Origin of the sequence: Streptomyces sp. NPDC006430, from assembly GCF_040612395.1 — a bacterium.
GTDB lineage: Bacteria > Actinomycetota > Actinomycetes > Streptomycetales > Streptomycetaceae > Streptomyces.
On sequence record NZ_JBEXQA010000004.1, the window covers coordinates 163,878 to 179,591 of the forward strand.

Genomic DNA, 15,714 nt, shown 5'->3' on the forward strand with positions numbered 1-15,714 from the left:
ATCGAAGCACTCAGGAGCGCACGCATGAGCAGCACGGCCCAGATCGGCGTCACCGGGCTTGCGGTAATGGGCAGCAATCTCGCCCGCAACTTCGCCCGCAACGGCTTCACCGTCGCCGTCCACAACCGCACCGCCGCGAAGACCACCGCCCTGGTGGAGGAGTTCGGGCACGAGGGCACGTTCGTCCCCGCCGAGTCCGCGAAGGAGTTCGTGGACGCGCTGGAACGACCCCGCCGCCTGATCATCATGGTGAAGGCCGGGGAACCGACCGACGCGGTGATCCGCGAGTTCGCCCCGCTGCTGGAGCCGGGCGACGTCATCATCGACGGGGGCAACGCGCACTTCGAGGACACCCGGCGGCGCGAGAAGGAGCTGCGCGAGCAGGGCATCCACTTCGTGGGCGTGGGCATCTCGGGCGGCGAGGAGGGCGCGCTGCTCGGGCCGAGCATCATGCCGGGCGGGTCGCAGGAGTCGTACGCCTCCCTCGGCCCGCTGCTGGAGAAGATCGCGGCGAAGGCCGCCGACGGCACGCCGTGCACCTCGCACGTGGGCCCCGACGGGGCCGGGCACTTCGTGAAGATGGTGCACAACGGCATCGAGTACGCCGACATGCAGCTCATCGCCGAGGCCTACCACCTGCTGCGCGAGGTCGCCGGGTACTCCCCCGCGAAGATCGCCGAGACCTTCAGGGCATGGAACCGGGGCCGGCTGGACTCGTACCTGATTGAGATCACGGCGGAGGTGCTCGCCCACACGGACGCCGAGACGGGGCGTCCCTACATCGATGTCGTGGCCGACGCGGCCGAGCAGAAGGGCACCGGCCGCTGGACCGTGCAGATCGCCCTGGACCTGGGCGTTCCGGTCTCGGGGATCGCGGAGGCCGTCTTCGCCCGTGCGGTTTCGGGCCACGCGGACCTGCGTACGGCTGCTCGGGGGCTCGCCGGCCCGTCGGCCGCGCCGCTGTCGGCGGAGGCTGCAGACGCGTTCGCCGCCCAGGTGGAGCAGGCCCTGTACGCCTCGAAGATCGTCTCGTACACACAGGGCTTCCACCAGATCCAGGCGGGCAGCGAGGAGTACGGCTGGGGGGTGGACCTGGGGGCGATCGCCTCGCTGTGGCGGGGCGGCTGCATCATCCGGGCCGCGTTCCTGGACCGGATCCGCGCGGCGTACGACACCCGGCCGAACCTGCCCAGCCTGCTGGCAGACAACGGCTTCGCGCAGGAGATCGGCTCGGCCCAGGAGGACTGGCGGGCCGTCCTGGTGGCGGCGGTGCGCCACGGCATCCCGGTACCGGCGTTCTCGGCCTCGCTGGCGTACTACGACGCGCTGCGCGCGGAGCGACTCCCGGCGGCGCTCACCCAGGGCCAGCGGGACTTCTTCGGGGCGCACACCTACCGGCGCACCGACCGCGAGGGCTCGTTCCACACCCTCTGGAGCGGCGACCGCTCCGAGGTCCGTACGGACTGACCCGCGACGGCGTCGTCAGCTGAGGGGCCCGGGCTGCGGAATCGGCGCGGGCCCCGGCGGCGCGGGTACCGGATCGGGCTCGGGTACCGGCGCGGGCACGGGCGGCACGGGCCGCGGAATGGGCTCGGGATCCGGGAACGGATGCGGCTCGGGGGTGGGTGGGACGGGATCCGGTCCGGGGACGGGGGGCTGCGTCTGCTCGTTGTTTCGCACCATGTGTCCCACCTTCCCCGGATTCGAATGCGTACGCCCGCCGAAGGCGATCGGGCGATCGGGCGGTGGGGAGGCGGGACGGCCCGGAGGTCGGGCGGCCGGGGCCGGGAGTCGGGCCGCCGGGCATCGAGCCGCCGCCGGGCCCGCCGCGCTCGCGTCACCGATCGCTGCGGGTCACGGGGCGCTGCAGAGCGCGGCGGCGAGACCGAGGGCCGGGCTGTCGAGAACCGGAATGCGAGTCTCGGTCAGGGACGCCGCATCGGCCATCGAGGCCTGGGCCAGCACGATGACGTCCGCGTCGGTGACGGCGTCGGCCGCCTCGGCCACGAGGTCGAGGTAGCCGGCACTGTCACCGTCCTCGAAGCGGGCCCACGCACCGGCGACCACGTGCGTGCGCACCGACACCGGCCGGTCCCCGGCCTCCTCGGCCAGGAGCTCCACGGTCGGAGCGAGCGTCGACTCCACGGTGGCCAGGACCGCGATGCGCGGGCCCGTGCGGACGGCCGCGGCCGCCATCGGGCGGTCGAGGCGCAGGACGGGCACGCCCAGCTCCGCGCCCAGGGATTCCGCGACGCCGCCGATCGTCGAGCAGGTGACGAGGACCGGGCCGCCGGAGCCGCTCAACAGGCCTCGGAGGGCCGCAGCCACCGAGTCCGGACCCTGCGTACGGGCCCGGTCGAGCAGCTCCGGCACCACCAGGTGCCGGAGCACGGCGCCGGGGTGGTCCCGGTCCCGCAGGGCGTCGAAGGCCGGCACGTGGACCGGCGAGGTGTGCAGCAGGGTGAGGGTCGTCACCAGAGGTCGGGGTTGGCGTCGAGCTGCGCCTTCGCCGCCGCCACGACCTCGGCCGGCGCCTCGGGCGCCTGGTCGGGGTGCCGGGAGGCCCAGCTGGCCGCGTACGGGCACAGCGGCACCACGGGCACCCCTTCGGCAGCGGCGATCACGTAGAAGGCCTTCACCAGGTCCCCGGCGATCCCCCGGCCTTCGTGACCGGGCTCGACGATGGTGTGCACCGCCACCAAGGCGTGGGGCAGCTCGTCCAGCACGAAGTACGCGATGAGGCCGACCACCTCCCCGCCTTCGACCGCGAGCAGCCGTCCGGCCTTGCGCTCGTCCTTGAACTCGATCGCACCGGTCTGCGTCATGGTCCCCGACTCCCCTCAGACAGCCACCGCGTGGGGGCTGCGCTCCTGGTCCGTGCCCGGCACCGGGGCGGACGGGTCCGCGCCCAGCTCGACGATCCGATTGTCCGCATCGACGTGCACGACGCGGGGCTTCAACACCCGCGCCTCGGCGTCCTCGACCTGCGCGTAGCTGATGAGGATGACGAGGTCCCCGGGGTGCACGAGGTGCGCAGCGGCGCCGTTGATCCCGATGACCCCGGAACCGCGCTCGCCCTCGATGACGTACGTCTCCAGCCGCGCCCCGTTGGTGATGTCCACGATGTGGACGAGCTCCCCGGGCAGCAGATCCGCCGCATCGAGCAGGTCGGCATCGATGGTCACGGAGCCGACGTAATGCAGGTCGGCCTGCGTGACGGTCGCCCGGTGGATCTTGGACTTGAACATTGTCCGAAACATGAAGAAACTCCCGAAATGTCTGCTCCCTGCCTGCTTCGAGCAGGTCAAGGGCGGTCTCCGGAGCCTACAACGATTCGCATGTTCGGTCAGCTTTCCCCAGGTCTTTCAGGACTCATGCTGACCGCTTGCTGACTTTTCTGACATCCCATCAGCTCCACGCGAGCCCAGTTCATGCCCTCCACTCCTCCTGTCTCAAGGAGTGCCGCCGAGATCCCGGCGGCGATCCTCGCCAGGACGCTCGGGATCCACATCTCAGTCGCCATCCAATGGCAGCACGCCAGCTGCGGCGACTGGATGGCCTACGCCGCCGACGTCGCCGCCCGCACCTCGGCGTCGAATGATGAGCCGGCCGCCGGCACACAGCCGCGCCCTGGCCGGTCCCCGGATCACCATGCCCGGCCAGCGGCCGGGCTGGGATGGGTGCAGCGGCGGGAATGGCACGGGCCGATGACAACCGTTCAGAACGGGAAGCGTTCCGACTCCGAGCCAGTGGCCATCCATCACCCCGCGCGCCAGCCTCCCGTCCCTTCCTGGCGGGGTGCGGGAGCCGGGGTGTGGTGGCTACCGGCGAGCGGCGGGAACGAGTCGGGTGGCGGCCCAGTCCTGGCCGGCACTGAGGGACACAGCCGAGGAGAGGCCGACGGCCTGGGCGACTTCGGCTACGTCGCTCGACTTGATGTAGCCGTCGTGGCCGACCTTGGGGGTAAGAAGCCAGATCGCGCCGTCGCTCTTGAGCCCTCCGATGGCGTCGACGAAGGCGTCGGTGAGTTCGCCGTCCTCGTCGCGGAACCACAGGATGACGGCGTCGACGGCGCTGGCCGAGTCCTCATCAGCCATTTCCTGGCCGGTGAGTTGCTCGACGCCCGTACGCAGTTCCTCGTCGCTGTCCTCGCCCCAGCCGATCTCCACGACGGTTTGGCCGGGTTTGAAGCCCATCCGTGCGGCGGCGTTGGTCTGCGTGGTCATCGTTACCCTCCGGTGCCGTGGGGTGGCACACGGGAGATCCCGGATGCCCACCGAGCAGTACCACACGGACATCACCAAAAGTAATCAAGTGAATTCGGAACGTCCTCGGTGTTCTGAAGGGCCCTGTGGAGCGAGGCGACCGACAGGTGCTTGCCCGCGTTCTTCCCGGTCTTGATGACGAACTACGGATCACCGGGTGGGTGGCGTGTTCGAGATCGGCGTTCACGAGCCGAGGGGGCGCATTCGGTGGGGGCTACCGAAAGGTACGCGGCTCGCCGCATAGATGATTGATCGTGATCGTTGGTAACCGGCGACGACCAAAGACGGCCCTCGGATGCCGCGTGTAATGGGGTCGGCGGAGGGGCTGCCTGATGGGCGGAGGGCCTCATGACTTCCTGCGAAGTCCGACGTTCGGCCGAGATATCTCGCAGTGTGCCGGCAGCCGTCTGTGCCCCGTCGCGTTCGGGCGATTGCTGCGTGACCTGCGCGGGCAGGGTCGCATTCATCGGCTACGCGAAAGATCATCTCGTGTGGCCAGGGTGTGCTCCGGGGATCGGCATTCTCGGTAGCGTGACCATCTGCTGCATGGAGTGTCCATGTGTCCGGCTGGTCCGTGCGAGGGCTTCCGACGGAGAGTGATGAGGCGGCAATGAGTGAACTGACGAAGCCCGAAGTCGATGTTCCGGAGGGTGACGCTCCTACCGAGCTGACCATCCGGGACCTGGTGGTCGGGGACGGGGCTGAGGTGAAGCCGGGCATGGTGGTCAGGGTCCACTATGTCGGGGTGACCTTCGAGTCCGGGAAGGAGTTCGATGCCTCCTGGGACCGGGGCCAGCCGTTCAAGTTCGCCCTGGGCAGTGGCAAGGTCATCAAGGGCTGGGACCGGGGAGTGAGGGGGATGAAGGTCGGCGGGCGGCGCGAGATCATCGTTCCCCCGCGTCTCGGCTACGGCAATCAGTCACCCTCACCGTTGATCCCGGCGGGCTCGACCCTGGTTTTCGTGGTGGACCTGCTTGACTCGTTTTCCAGCACAGCCGGGTGGAGCAACGCCTAGTGACCCTGGCCGCTCCTCCCCTGCGAAGTGCTGCGTCGTCTCCCGCTCCTCGCTGCCGCTTCCGCAGTGTCCGAACAGTTCCGCTGCGACTCGTTGACCCCAAAGGCTACGAAGCGACCGACTTCCTCAATGGCCTGCCCAGCGCCGCCGCCCGGACGCCTGAACCCGGTGGCCGCGCTCGGCGGACGGGGGAGGTCCTCGGCGGAATCCAGCTCGTCCCACTGCGGGTCACAGGGCCGGTCCAACCTTCTGGAAGAGGAACTGGTTGGGAGGCCGCCATCGTGATTCTCTTGCCGCCGAACCACTGCGTGAACGGGCCGTACTTGGTCCACGAGCCTCCACCGTTGTTGGTGACGTCCAGCCGGACGGAGCCCTTCGTGCACATGCGCCACGTGCCGGAGGTCTGCAGATGAGCTCCGCCCATCTCCCGTCCGCCGACGTAGCCGGTCTGCATCCCGTAGGAAGCGATGGAATTGTCGGCCAGGCCACAAGCCGACGGCTGTTGGCCAGAGCGCGGGGGGCGTTCACAAGCGCACGGGCTGGAAAGGGCAGGCGGCGGACGGCGGGGGTGCAGAGCGGGCGCCGGTACGGCCGTGATGGCGCGACCGGTCGGCAGCCAGCTGAGCGGGATCTCTTCGGCCGGCCCTGTGTCGATATTCCCGCAGCACGAGCAAGCCCAGAGATCCGAGGATCGTCAGGGCCATCGTCCACACCAGAGCCGCTGCCATGGCTAGACCGGTTCGCCTGTGGCGGCGCAGCGGATGCTTCGGGCGGCCGACGCCGCTTCGTGCACCCCCGACGGCTGCCCTCGTACCCACTGGCACCAGGGCAACCGCCTGACGAGGGCACAGCCTTCGTCGCTGCGCTTCCTACCTGACCATCAGTGCCCAGTATGCCCCTGCTTGGACGTTGAAACAGCAGCTGGGCCGGGGCACGTCCGACGGCCACACGCCGCTCATGTGAGGCATGGTGACCCCGTCCGATAGCCGCCCGCTCCCGATCACTCCCAGAACTTCCCATCCCACCCCAGCAGACGAAGAACCTCCTGGTGTCGTACTCGCCGAAGCGTCTCGGCTTCTTCTAGAGGCACGAGAAAGGGCACCTGACCTGGGCTTTTGCCCGGCAGGCGCCTTCGGCGCGACTCGCTCGAAGCGAGATTCGATCTACTCTGTTCCTCCCAGTTTCTCCCACCCCTATCCCGCTTCTGACCAGTGCTTCCGGACCAGTCACGGACCAAACCGAGCTCACCTCGTAGGTCCCGCGCCCTGACTGACGCGGTTCCACTCCTCCATCGACTGCTCGATGAGACGGTTGGCCTGCTCCTGAACCCCGTCCAGGAACTTGGCGTAGTGCTTGAACAGGACATGGATGCTGTGTCCGGCTTGCCGCACACACCCCGCGGGGTCAACCCCGGAGTGCAGCCAGAACGAGATCCCGGCGTGCCGGAGGTCGTAGGGCCGCTTGGCCAGACCCATGGCAATTTCCGTCCGTGTCAGCACGTACTTCCTTGCCCTCGACCAAGTGATGCCATACGCCCCGGCCTCTACGCAGTTGCCAGCCCGATTCCGGAACAGCCGCCCGTCCCGGGCGACGCCGAAGCGGTCAATGTGCGCGCGAAGCATGCTCACGAAGTGGGGCGGGATGGGCACAGGGCGCGTCGCCGTAGCGGCACGACGCTTGAGCGAGTGCACTTCGTACACTTCGCCGTCGTCCGTCCAGTCCTTGCCCGCCGCGACGACACCGCCGGACAAGTTGAGCAACCCCCATCCCGTCTTGGGTAGGTGGCATTGCTCGATGCGGAGGTGGATCACCTCCGCCGGCCGCATGGCGGCGTAGTACATGCAGCCGAAGAACGCCTCGAGGTGAGGGCCGCGCCCGCGCTGCTGCCCAACTGCGGACAGCAACCGTGCTACCTGGAGGGGGTTGGGCACGGCGACCGGGTCCACCTCGTCGTTGACGGTCGGCGTGTTCCACCTGATCCCGTTCAGGGGATTGTCCGCGAAATACCCTTTCTCCACTGCCGTGTTCAAAGCCTCGTTGGATGCTGCCCGCTTACGCCGCGCGGTCTTCGCCGAAGCCGGCTTGCCATCTAGCTTGCGACACAGTGCGTCCAGCGCTCGCCGCAAGACATCCGCCTCTTCCAGGGAACTGACGGGGAGGGAATTGCGTTTGATCCAGTCGAGTGCGTGCTGCCAGTCATCAGCAGGCTTTTGTTCCCAGGCATTCTTGTTGAAGGCCCACGAATACAAAGCCCGCCGCAAGACACGCGGCTCCGCATAGGTTGCACCTGGCCGAACCAGTGCGGGAGTGATGGTGGCAAACGCATCAGCGAGAGGGCTGGCACCTGCTACGGAAACTCCGCTGTAGCACGAACCGGATCACCGACATCGTGAAGGCAGTCCTCGTCCTTCACCACGCCTCAACATGAGGTTGGAAAAGGCTCAGTATGAAGGACCGTCCGGCCTCAGTCGAAGCGCAGGTCGGCGAGTTGCCGTTCGAGGGCGGTGACCTCGTCCGCGGGCTCGGCCCGGGGCGGGCGGGCCGCCATGAGCGCGGCCAGCTCGCCGCCCGCCCGCCCGCCGGACGCGCGCGGGCAGGCCGTCGGTGTACTCGTCTCCCCCGGATCCCCAGTCCTCGGAAGCCGCGTACACCGCGGTGGGAACGACGGCGGCGCGCAGATAGGCGAAGAGCGGGCGCAAGGCGTGCTCCAGGACCAGGGAGTGGCGAGCGGTACCGCCCGTCGCCGCGACCAGGACCGGCTGCCCGGTGAGGGCGTCCGGGGCGATCACGTCGAAGAAGGACTTGAACAGCCCGCTGTAGGAAGCCGTGAACACCGGGGTCACGGCGATCAGGCCGTCGGCTCCCGTCACCGCGTCGATCGCGGCGGCCAGTCGCGGCGGTGCGAATCCGGTCACGAAATGGTTGGCGACGTCGCCGGCGAGTGCGCGCAGCTCGACGACCTCGATCGACACGGTATGGCCCTGGTCGGCGAGTTCGTCGCGGGCTGCCTCGGCCAATCGGTCGGCGAGCAGGCGGGTGGAGGAGGGCGTGCTCAGTCCCGCGGAAACGACGGTCAGCTTCATGCGGCGGTCGCTCCCCGCTGCGCCGCGGCGGCGGTGACCCGCGCCGCGTGCGCCGGCGCGTCCGGAACGCCGACGGGACGCCCGTTCGCGAACTCCTTGCGCAGTACGGGCACGACCTCTTCGCCGAGGATGTCGAGCTGTTCCAGGACGGTCTTCAGGGGAAGCCCCGCGTGATCCATCAGGAAGAGCTGGCGCTGGTAGTCGCCGACGCTCTCCCGGAAGGACAGGGTCCGCTCGATGACCTGCTGGGGAGAGCCCACCGTCAGCGGGGTCTGTTCGGTGAAGTCCTCCAGCGACGGGCCGTGGCCGTACACGGGCGCGTTGTCGAAGTAGGGGCGGAACTCCCGTACGGCGTCCTGCGAGTTCTTCCGCATGAAGACCTGGCCGCCGAGGCCCACGACGGCGTCCTCCGGGCGGCCGTGGCCGTGGTGGGCGTATCGCCGACGGTACAGCTGGACCATGCGCCGGGTGTGGTCGGCCGGCCAGAAGATGTTGTTGTGGAAGAAGCCGTCGCCGTAGAACGCGGCCTGCTCCGCGATCTCCGGAGACCTGATGGATCCGTGCCAGACGAACGGCGGGACGCCGTCCAGCGGCCGGGGTGTCGAGGTGAAGGCCTGCAGGGGCGTGCGGAACGTACCCTCCCAGTCCAGGACGTCCTCACGCCACAGCCTGCGCAGCAGCGCGTAGTTCTCCTTGGCGAGGTTGATGCCCTGACGGATGTCCTGTCCGAACCACGGGTACACCGGGCCGGTGTTGCCGCGCCCCAGCATGAGATCGACCCGGCCGTCGGCCAGGTGCTGGAGCGTCGCGTAGTCCTCCGCGATCTTCACCGGGTCGTTGGTGGTGATCAGCGTCGTGGCGGTGGACAGGATCAGCTTCTCGGTGCGGGCGGCGATGTAGCCGAGCAGGGTGGTCGGGGACGAGGGGACGAACGGCGGGTTGTGGTGCTCGCCGGTCGCGAAGACATCCAGGCCGACCTCTTCGGCCTTGAGGGCGATGGCGATCATCGCCTTGATGCGCTCGTGTTCCGACGGAATACGGCCGTCGGTGGGGTCGGGTGTCACGTCCCCGACGGTGAATATGCCGAACTGCATGAGGTTGTTCTCCTGGTCCTGTCTGGATCCTGCGGCGGTGGCCGTGGAAGGCGGGGTGACGCCGGGGTTTCGGCATCACCCACCGCGGCAGCCGGGCCGGTTCCCCCGGCTGCCGCGCGGCGATGCGCTCACCCCGTGTGAACCGGCGGGTGGGGCGTCACTTCGCCAGGAAGGCGAGGAGGGCGGTGTTGACCTCCTCCGCGTGGGTCCACAGCAGGCCGTGCGGGGCGCCCTTGATCTCGACGTAGTCGGCGGAGGGGAGCGCCTTGTGGAAGGGGCGCGCGGTGCCCTCGGCGGGCAGGATGCGGTCGGCCGTACCGTGCAGGATCAGGGCGGGCACGTCGACGGACGGGATGTCGGCGCGGAAGTCGGTGTACCAGGTCGACGGCGCGGCGGAAGCGGCGAAGAAGCCGCCGCCGGCCGCGGTGTTCCAGCTGTTGCGGACCGCTTCCTCGCTGATCCGGGTGCCCAGGTTCTCGTCGAGGTTGTAGAAGTCGTTGAAGAAGGCCGTGTAGTAGGCGTAGCGGTCGGCCTTGACGGCGGCGACGACTCCGTCGAAGAACTCCCTCGGGGCCACGCCGTCCGGATTGTCGTCGGTCTTGAGCAGGCAGGGCTCCAGCGAAGCCAGGAAGGCGACCTTGGCGACGCGGGCGGAGCCATACGTGGACACGTAGCGGGCGACCTCGCCGGTGCCCATGGAGAAGCCGACGAGGACGGCGTCGTTCAGGTCGAGGGTCTCCATCACGGTGTTCAGGTCGGCTGCGAAGGTGTCGTAGTCGTAGCCGGTCGTCGGCTGGGAGGACTGCCCGAATCCGCGGCGGTCGTACGTGATCACGCGGTGGCCGGCGTCCAGCAGCGCGGCGGTCTGTCGCTCCCAGGAGTGGCCGTCGAGCGGGAAGCCGTGGATGAGGACGACCGGCTGCCCGGCGCCGTGGTCCTCGTAGTAGAGGTCTATGGGGGTGGTGTTCTCCTGGCCCACGGTGATGTACGGCATGGGTTGTCTCCTCGATGCGAAGTGGCTGGTCCGCGCCTCTGTGCGGTACGGAACGCCGCCACGCTACGTTCGGGGAAGCGCCGCCTGTTGTCGCGCCACGCACTACGTCTTGCCCATGAGCGCAGCGTTCTGCCCGGTCTGGGAGCAGATCGATCGGACGGCGGGTTTCGACGTCCACGAGGACGGTGCCGCAGGGACGGCCCTTGCGCGTGGCGTCCTCGTCGAGACCGACCAGCTCGACGCGGGCTGGCAGTTCCCTTCGGTTGCTTGCTCACGGTGCCCTGCGCTGTTCGGGTACCTCACACAGCACCGGACGTGCCCGTCGGCTCCCGCGATTCCTGCCTGTGGTTCTGCCTGGAGACAGAAACGTCCCGCTGCTTGGCTGCTCGGTGCGGGCGGGAACCCGGACCTCACCGAAGTGGTCCGGTTGCGCTCCAGCGAGGTCGCTGCCCGTACGACGAGCCGTCCGGCCCTGCCGGGCACCGGCCGCCGCCTTCCGGGGAGGTGCAGCGTCCTGTTCCCGCCCGTCGCAGCCCCGGAGTCACTTCCCCTGAGCGGAGAGCAATTTGAGCTTGGTGTTGACGACCGCCTCCGTGCCGGACCGGGACAAGGTCGCGTACTGGAACGATGCGGTGAGCAGGACGCTGGTGCCGATGACGGTCGCCCCTCGGGGCGACGGGCCGTTCGACGGCCGGATCGCCACCGACCGCCTCGGATATCTCCAGGTCTCCACCATGGAGGCCGACGCGGAGCGGGTCAGCCGCACGCCGGCGCTGATCGCCAGGTCGTCCGAGGCGCTGGTGGCGGTCGGTGTCCAGATATCCGGCACGGCCACCTTCGTCCAGGACGGCCGGCGGGCCGAGGTGGGTGAGGGTGACCTGGTGGTGTACGACACGACCCGGCCGTACTCCTTCGACTATCCGCAGCGGTTCGCCACGCACGTCTTCCAACTTCCGCGCCGCACGCTGGGCGTGTCGGACAGCGACATCCGGCAGGTCACGGGCAACGCCATCGGCACCGGGGACGGCTTCGGCGCGATGCTGCTGCCGTTCCTGGCCACCCTGGCCTCCTCCCCGGCCGACGGCTACCCGCCGGCCGTCGCGAACCGGTTGGCCGGCAATGTCGTCGACCTGTTCGCCACCCTGATCGCGGAGCGGGCCCACCCGGGCGGCACGGACGCGGACGCACGGGGCCATCTGATGCTGCGCGTCCGCGACCACATCGACCGGAACCTGGGCGACACGGACCTGTCACCGGAGCGCATCGCCCGGACGCACCGGATCTCCGTCCGGTACCTGCACCGGCTGTTCGAAGGCGAGGGGACCACCGTCGGCCGGCTCATCCGGCAACGGCGCCTGGAGGAGTGCGGCCGCGAACTGGCCCGCCGCGGCAGGACGGCCCCCACCGTGTCCGCCGTGGCCCAGAGATGGGGCTTCGTCAACCCCGCCCACTTCAGCCGGGCCTTCCGCGCCGCCTACGGCGTCTCCCCCCGTGAATGGCGCAACCTGCGCACCGCCCAGGACGACCTCGGGCGGTCCCCGGCGGTCACCTCGGCGCCCGGGACCATCCCCAAGGACGCCGCCGATGTCAACGGTACTGACCGGCAAGGGGCTGACCTCCCGCCGTCCAGCGGGTAAGGTCCCCGCTCGGAGCCGCACCGGCCGCCCTGTGCCTGCGGCGGCAGTGTCCCGGCCCGACAGCCGCCGCACTGCGTCCCGCCGCCCGACCAGGGACCCGGTGCACCGAACCACCCTTTCGCTTCAGGCCCTCTCGGCAGGAGACCGTGTGTGACCGACTTCGTCCCTTCGTCCGCTCGGCACCCGGTCCTGGACCACCCGACCCGAGCATTCGTGGCCCGGCACACCTGCCCACCGTCGGCGCACGACCCGGACCTGGAACAGGCCCGTCTGGACCTTGCGCGTCTCCAGGGGAAGGACGCCCCCGACCCTCTCGACGAGGAAACCACCTCCACGGAGTGGTTCGCACTGCCGGGCGGGCCGACCGGTCACGTACGGGTGCAGGTGGTCAGGCCCGCCGATAGCGTCGGCGAGATCCCCGTCGTGCTGTTCCTGCACGGTCTGGGCTGGGCCCTGGGCGACGCCGGAACCCATGAACGTCTGGTGCGCGCGTTCGCCCTCGGCACGGACGCGGCCGTGGTCTTCGTCGAGTACGAGCGCGCCCCCGAGGCGCAGTATCCGATCGCCGTCGAGCAGTGCTACGCGGTCGCGAAGTGGATCTGCGAGCAAGGCGGCGAAATCGGCCTGGACGGAAGCCGGATGGCCGCCGTGGGCGACTCGGCGGGCGGCAACTTGGTGGCGGCACTGACCCTGCTCGCCAAGGAGCGCGGAGGGGTGCGGCTGCTGCACCAGGTGCTGCTCTGCCCGGTCACCGACGCCGGCTTCGACACCCCCTCGTACCAGGAGTTCGCCAACGGCTACTTCCTCGGCCGCGAGACCATGCGCTGGTTCTGGGACCAGTACCTGCCCGACGTACGGCAGCGGAGCCAGGCCACCGCATCACCGCTGCGGGCATCCCTGGAACAGCTCACCGGACTCCCCCCGGCACTGGTGGTCACCAGCGAGGCCGACGTGGTACGCGACGAGGGTGAGGCGTACGCGACGAAGCTCCGGGCGGCCGGCGTCCCGGTGGTGTCCATGCGCTACCAAGGGACGATCCACGGCTTCATGGTGCTCGATCCGCTACGCGATACGGACGCCGCCCGCGCCGCCCTCGTCCAGGCCCTCGACACCGTGCACGTCGCCCTGCACCGGCACCGCGGCTGAGCCCTCCGCCCCGGGACCGGCGCACCCGCACGTCGGGCCGTGATCATCAGGGCCGGCGGCAGCCCGCGGGATGCCGGGCCCAGGGCACATCGCGGCGGCATGCGCTCCTCACTCGGCGGGGAGCGAGTCCAGGAGCTTCCGTGCAGTCTTCAGGTCCTTGTTGTCGATCGCGTCGCCGAAGGCCAGGGCCTGACGGAGGCAGGTGCGGGCTTCCTCGGCTTCTCCCAGTTCGATCAGGGCCTCTCCGAGATGCACCAGCGTGCTGCCCTCGATGTGGGGAATGTCGATACGAGTGGACTGGGCCACAGCGTCGCGATAGTGGTCGGCGGCCTCGCGCCATCGCCCCAGAACGGCGTAGCCGCGACCGAGTGCGCGGGTCGTGTTGGCACGGTAGATGTCGGCTAGGTGCCCGCTCACCGGACAGTCGGGCGCATCCAGGAACGTGATGATGCGCTGGTGCTGGATCAGGGCTTCCTCCCCACGGCCGAGCAGGCCCAGGGAGGTTCCGTGGGTGAACATGGCACCCAGCCAGCCCTCGCGGTCGTCGGTCTCTTCGTAGAGTCCTATGGCGGCGAGCGACGTGTCGGCTGCCTCCTGGACCTCGCCGAGCTCCGATTGGGCCCATGCCGCCAGCGTCAGTGCCGAGGCCTGCTGGGGAGCGTTCTGGGCGCGGCGGGCGCAGTCCAGCCCTTCGCGGGCCCGTTCGACGGCCTCCCCGTACCGGGATTCGCAGGAGAGGGACCAGGAGTACATGTTGAGGTGGAAAGCCTGCATGTACGGGTCGTCGAGTGCGGTGGCGGCTTCGCCGGCCAGGCGGAAGACCTCGGGCCAGTGTCCCCAGTGGACCCATAGGTCACAGAACCACTCCATGGCATAGGTGGTCTCCACGACCTGCGTGTGCTCACCCCGGTGGGCGGCGACGCGCAGCGCGGCGAGCCAGGAGGGGGCTTCGCTCTGAAGCCAGGCACGGGCCTGCTCGGCGCTCTCCAGCGGCACCAGGCCCTGCCAGGAGGACGGCGGCGCCCCGTACTTGGGCTTGTACCAGCGGCCGGCGACCACAGCCGTCTCCAGCAGCCAGGTGCGCAGCCGGTCGTCGGCCGCTTCCGGCTCGCCGGGTTCCTCCTCGCGGGACAGCCGGGCACGGGCGAACAGCCGCAGCAGGTCGTGCAGCTGGTAGCGGCCGGTGAAGGTGGCCTGCAGCAGCCCGGCCTCGACCAGCTCCTCCATCACGTCCTCGGCCTCGAAGACGCCGGTCGCGGTCAGAGCGGCGCCGTAGGCAGCGGTCATGTCCGGCCCCGGAACCAGACTCAGTAGCCGCAGCATCCGCGCGGCTTGGCCGGTCAGCTGACGGTAGGACAGTTCGAATGCCGCCTCCACCCGCACGTCGCCGGCGGCGAGCGCGCCCAGTCGGCGTTCTTCGTCGGCCAGGCGCCGGACCAGGTGGTCAACGGTCCATCCGGAACGGACCGTCAGCCAGTTTCCCGCCACCCGCAAGGCCAACGGCAGTCGCCCGCACAGCTCCGCCACCTGCGCCACAGCCTCGGCTTCCGCGTCCGCCCGCTCCTCGCCCAGGATCCGGCGCAGCAGATCGACCGCCTCGTCCTGCGCCATCTCCGACAGCGCCAGGCGGTCGACATCCTCCAGCCCGGTCAAGGGCCGCCGACTGGTGACCAGCACCAGACTCCGCCCGCCCGCGGGCAGCAGCGCACGGACCTGCCCCTCGTCGCGGGCGTTGTCCAACACCACCAGGCACCGGCGATCACCCAACAGCGCCCGCAGCAGCCCCGCGCGGCCCTGTGGATCCTCGTGCGCCAGCCGGCGGTCCGACACGCCAAGGGCCTTCAGCAGCTTCAGCAGCGCCTCGCCCGTGTCCACGGGGCCATCCACCCCGTGCAGGTCCACCACGAAACGCCCGTCGGGGAACTCCTCCGCCAGATCCGCTGCTGCCTTCAGCGCCAGCGTCGTCTTCCCGCACCCCGGAGGACCCGAGACGACCCACACCGACACCTCCCCGCCGGCACGGGCCCGTTCCGCCGCCCCCCGCAGTAGCGCCAGCTCCGGTTCGCGCCCCGTGAAGTCCCCCACCGATCGCGGCGGCACAACCGTCCCCGCCACCGCAACCGCGCGCGTCGGACGCGCCCCCCGCGCCGCGGCCAGCAGCGCCTCCCGCTCCGCGTCCGCGAGCCCCAGCCCCAGCCCCTCCGCCAGAGCCACCACCGTGCGCCGCTGCGGAACCCGACTGCGCCCCCGCTCCATATCGCCGATGGCCCGGACACTCACACCTGACGCCTCGGCCAACTCCTCCATCGTCAGACGAGTCTGCTGCCGCAGACCACGTAGAACGGCCCCGAACGGTCTCTCCCCGGACATGATTCTCCCTGCTCTTCCCAAAACCGAAGAATATGCCTTTGTCCTAGGCGGTGGGATGAGTCGCTCGCCGGCGGTAGGAGGCGATCGTGAGGAGAGTCGGCTGGTCACGG

At 69.7% G+C, this 15,714-nt stretch carries 13 protein-coding genes and 1 pseudogene; 5 read left to right on the plus strand and 9 right to left on the minus strand.

From position 1 onward, the window contains the following. Positions 1–24: 24 nt before the first annotated feature. Complete coding sequence (gene gndA, locus ABZZ20_RS08740) at positions 25–1,467, plus strand: NADP-dependent phosphogluconate dehydrogenase (RefSeq protein WP_356868239.1); 1,443 nt, start codon at positions 25–27, stop codon at positions 1,465–1,467. 387 nt (positions 1,468–1,854) lie between these two features. Here gndA and ABZZ20_RS08745 read toward each other — a convergent pair whose 3' ends face one another. From ABZZ20_RS08745 to ABZZ20_RS08760, 4 genes are all read right to left on the minus strand, one after another. Beyond that, positions 1,855–2,478 (minus strand): aspartate/glutamate racemase family protein, encoded by a 624-nt coding sequence (locus ABZZ20_RS08745; RefSeq protein WP_356868603.1) that lies wholly within the window; start codon positions 2,476–2,478, stop codon positions 1,855–1,857. Next, on the minus strand, positions 2,472–2,825 hold the full coding sequence (locus tag ABZZ20_RS08750; RefSeq protein WP_356868241.1) for a GNAT family N-acetyltransferase: 354 nt from the start codon (positions 2,823–2,825) through the stop codon (positions 2,472–2,474). The genes ABZZ20_RS08745 and ABZZ20_RS08750 overlap by 7 nt, the downstream gene beginning before the upstream one ends. Before the next feature lie 15 nt (positions 2,826–2,840). Then, positions 2,841–3,260, minus strand: coding sequence for an aspartate 1-decarboxylase (gene panD, locus ABZZ20_RS08755; RefSeq protein WP_356868243.1), 420 nt, complete (start codon positions 3,258–3,260; stop codon positions 2,841–2,843). A 561-nt stretch (positions 3,261–3,821) separates the two neighbouring features. After that, complete coding sequence (locus ABZZ20_RS08760) at positions 3,822–4,226, minus strand: DUF3052 domain-containing protein (protein WP_356868244.1); 405 nt, start codon at positions 4,224–4,226, stop codon at positions 3,822–3,824. A gap of 649 nt (positions 4,227–4,875) precedes the next feature. Between ABZZ20_RS08760 and ABZZ20_RS08765 the strand changes: the two genes are divergently transcribed. Continuing rightward, entirely contained in the window at positions 4,876–5,280 is a 405-nt protein-coding gene (locus ABZZ20_RS08765) for an FKBP-type peptidyl-prolyl cis-trans isomerase (protein WP_356868246.1), read from the plus strand. 1,244 nt (positions 5,281–6,524) lie between these two features. Here the strand turns inward: ABZZ20_RS08765 and ABZZ20_RS08770 are convergent. Beyond that, positions 6,525–7,541 carry an integrase gene (locus tag ABZZ20_RS08770; RefSeq protein ID WP_356868248.1) on the minus strand — a complete coding sequence of 339 codons (1,017 nt, stop codon included), beginning with the start codon at positions 7,539–7,541 and terminating at the stop codon, positions 6,525–6,527. A gap of 71 nt (positions 7,542–7,612) precedes the next feature. On the opposite strand from ABZZ20_RS08770, the pseudogene ABZZ20_RS08775 reads away from it, so the two are divergent. Then, positions 7,613–7,708: pseudogene (locus tag ABZZ20_RS08775) on the plus strand (IS5/IS1182 family transposase); the annotation flags it as partial. 13 nt (positions 7,709–7,721) lie between these two features. Here the strand turns inward: ABZZ20_RS08775 and ABZZ20_RS08780 are convergent. From ABZZ20_RS08780 to ABZZ20_RS08790, 3 genes are all read right to left on the minus strand, one after another. Next, complete coding sequence (locus tag ABZZ20_RS08780) at positions 7,722–8,363, minus strand: FMN reductase (RefSeq protein ID WP_356868250.1); 642 nt, start codon at positions 8,361–8,363, stop codon at positions 7,722–7,724. Then, entirely contained in the window at positions 8,360–9,457 is a 1,098-nt protein-coding gene (locus ABZZ20_RS08785; protein ID WP_356868252.1) for an LLM class flavin-dependent oxidoreductase, read from the minus strand. Before ABZZ20_RS08785 ends, ABZZ20_RS08780 begins: the two co-directional genes overlap by 4 nt. Before the next feature lie 157 nt (positions 9,458–9,614). Next, positions 9,615–10,451, minus strand: coding sequence for an alpha/beta hydrolase (locus ABZZ20_RS08790; protein ID WP_356868254.1), 837 nt, complete (start codon positions 10,449–10,451; stop codon positions 9,615–9,617). Between the two features lie 575 nt (positions 10,452–11,026). Here ABZZ20_RS08790 and ABZZ20_RS08795 point away from each other — a divergent pair. Continuing rightward, positions 11,027–12,088 (plus strand): helix-turn-helix domain-containing protein, encoded by a 1,062-nt coding sequence (locus ABZZ20_RS08795; protein ID WP_356868605.1) that lies wholly within the window; start codon positions 11,027–11,029, stop codon positions 12,086–12,088. Positions 12,089–12,238: 150 nt separating this feature from the next. Continuing rightward, complete coding sequence (locus ABZZ20_RS08800; RefSeq protein WP_356868256.1) at positions 12,239–13,234, plus strand: alpha/beta hydrolase; 996 nt, start codon at positions 12,239–12,241, stop codon at positions 13,232–13,234. A gap of 108 nt (positions 13,235–13,342) precedes the next feature. Here ABZZ20_RS08800 and ABZZ20_RS08805 read toward each other — a convergent pair whose 3' ends face one another. Beyond that, positions 13,343–15,604 (minus strand): NB-ARC domain-containing protein, encoded by a 2,262-nt coding sequence (locus ABZZ20_RS08805; protein WP_356868258.1) that lies wholly within the window; start codon positions 15,602–15,604, stop codon positions 13,343–13,345. Between the last annotated feature and the right edge of the window lie 110 nt (positions 15,605–15,714).

Bases quoted from the DNA above. Each gene is read 5' to 3' on its own strand.
- panD (WP_356868243.1), bottom strand. From the start codon at position 3,260: ATGTTTCGGACAATGTTCAAGTCCAAGATCCACCGGGCGACCGTCACG.
- ABZZ20_RS08805 (WP_356868258.1), bottom strand. From the start codon at position 15,604: ATGTCCGGGGAGAGACCGTTCGGGGCCGTTCTACGTGGTCTGCGGCAG.
- ABZZ20_RS08750 (WP_356868241.1), bottom strand. From the start codon at position 2,825: ATGACGCAGACCGGTGCGATCGAGTTCAAGGACGAGCGCAAGGCCGGA.
- ABZZ20_RS08765 (WP_356868246.1), top strand. From the start codon at position 4,876: ATGAGTGAACTGACGAAGCCCGAAGTCGATGTTCCGGAGGGTGACGCT.
- ABZZ20_RS08780 (WP_356868250.1), bottom strand. From the start codon at position 8,363: ATGAAGCTGACCGTCGTTTCCGCGGGACTGAGCACGCCCTCCTCCACC.
- ABZZ20_RS08790 (WP_356868254.1), bottom strand. From the start codon at position 10,451: ATGCCGTACATCACCGTGGGCCAGGAGAACACCACCCCCATAGACCTC.
- ABZZ20_RS08785 (WP_356868252.1), bottom strand. From the start codon at position 9,457: ATGCAGTTCGGCATATTCACCGTCGGGGACGTGACACCCGACCCCACC.
- gndA (WP_356868239.1), top strand. From the start codon at position 25: ATGAGCAGCACGGCCCAGATCGGCGTCACCGGGCTTGCGGTAATGGGC.
- ABZZ20_RS08760 (WP_356868244.1), bottom strand. From the start codon at position 4,226: ATGACCACGCAGACCAACGCCGCCGCACGGATGGGCTTCAAACCCGGC.